Annotated in this window: 2 protein-coding genes; one reads left to right on the top strand and one right to left on the bottom strand. The window is 21.8% G+C overall.

Annotated elements, in window-relative coordinates; translation table 11 throughout:
- Nucleotides 1-76 precede the first annotated feature (76 nt).
- Nucleotides 77-781, bottom strand: a complete 705-nt coding sequence (locus BGI41_RS08060; protein WP_088540185.1) for a winged helix-turn-helix domain-containing protein — start codon at nucleotides 779-781, stop codon at nucleotides 77-79.
- A 148-nt stretch (nucleotides 782-929) separates the two neighbouring features.
- On the opposite strand from BGI41_RS08060, the gene BGI41_RS08055 reads away from it, so the two are divergent.
- Complete coding sequence (locus BGI41_RS08055; RefSeq protein ID WP_088540184.1) at nucleotides 930-1,370, top strand: flavodoxin family protein; 441 nt, start codon at nucleotides 930-932, stop codon at nucleotides 1,368-1,370.
- The last annotated feature ends 206 nt before the right edge of the window (nucleotides 1,371-1,576 follow it).

Below are 1,576 nucleotides of genomic sequence, written 5' to 3'. Positions count from 1 at the left end.
GTAATAGATAAACTAATTTAATTAGATAATTAAAATAAACTAACTTAATAGATAATTAAAATTAAATAATTAAATGTTAATCAATAGTTTTTTGTAATTGATTAAGTGATAATAAAATAGAATATCCTTTTTTACTTAAATAATATTCTCCACGATCTTGTTTTTGTAGAATTAATCCTGCATTTTGTAATTTCTCTAAGTGGAATAAAAGATTTCCACCTCTTAATTTTGTAATTTTTGAAAGTTGTGTATAAGATTTATTTTCAGAAAATAATGATTTTAAAATTAATAATCTTTGTTTATTTGATATTGGCTCTAAAACTTCTGAAATTATTTCATTAACAGATAAATTTTCCACAGATTCAGGATCTTCAACTTTATTAGGCATTTCTATTGATTCAAGTAACTTTAATTCATCTAAAAAGAAATTTTTAAAGTTAGTATAACACGTTATACAGTCTTTATCATCTAATTGACTATAAAAATCATTTAATTCATGATTGACTTTATCCAAACCAAATTCTTTAGATTCTTTTAAATATTTGGTGAAATTTTTTAACATATTATTTCTACATTCTTTAAATTTACAATTAGGTGAATAAAAATTCATACATTTATTTTTTAATTCTTTTTTATAATTTTTTATAATTGAATCATAATAATTATCTTTAATACATTCAATTGCATTTTGAAGATTTTCATTATAAGTATTTTCTTTTAATACTTTCAAATCATTTTCAATATTATCTAATCTTTTAATAATTTCACTACTTTCATACATACATTTTATTTATTAATAAAATAATTTAAAAAAGTTTCCATAATGTTGTTAAAGGTTATAAGTATACACTACTACACTACCCTAACCATTAATTATATAAATATAACCAAACAAATTTAAAATTGTAAATAAAAATGGATGTGATTTAATGGCTAATTATATTATAATTAATGGAAGTCCTAGAGAAGGAAATTCAAAAGAAATTTCAGAATTTATTGATGAAAATATAAATGATGATGTCGAAATTTTCAATATTAAAGATAAAAATATTGAATTTTGTCATGCAGATAATGCATGTAAAGCAAGTGGAGAATGTGGTATCCACGATGATGCATATGACTTAATAAATAAATTAGAAGAATGTGATGGTGCATTCCTTGTTACTCCAATTTACTTTGCAAGATTACCAGGCCCTGTTTATACTTTAATTGACAGATTCTTTTCTAAATTTAATCCTGCAAAAGGTATGAAAGAACCAGATGAAAATAAAAAATTAGGTTATGTTTTTACTTATGGTAATACAGAAGAAGAACTAAAAGAAGCATATGGTTCAATGGCTGAACAAAATGCTGTTCCATTGGACTTTTAGGATTTGGTTCCCATAAAACTGTATTATGTAGTGATAATAATGATCTTGAAGCATTTAAATCAAAAGAAGATCAACAAAACGCAGTTAAAGATTTAGTAAATTGGGTTACTGAATAAATTAACTATATAACTTATAATGAATGGATAAATTATTTTTATAATTTATTCATTTTATTTTAACTATAAACTATTTTTAATATACAACTT

Source organism: Methanobrevibacter sp. 87.7 (assembly GCF_002208625.1).
Taxonomy (GTDB): Archaea; Methanobacteriota; Methanobacteria; order Methanobacteriales; family Methanobacteriaceae; genus Methanarmilla.
Note: the sequence above shows the minus strand (reverse complement) of the source record. Positions and strands in the feature narration are given on the sequence as shown.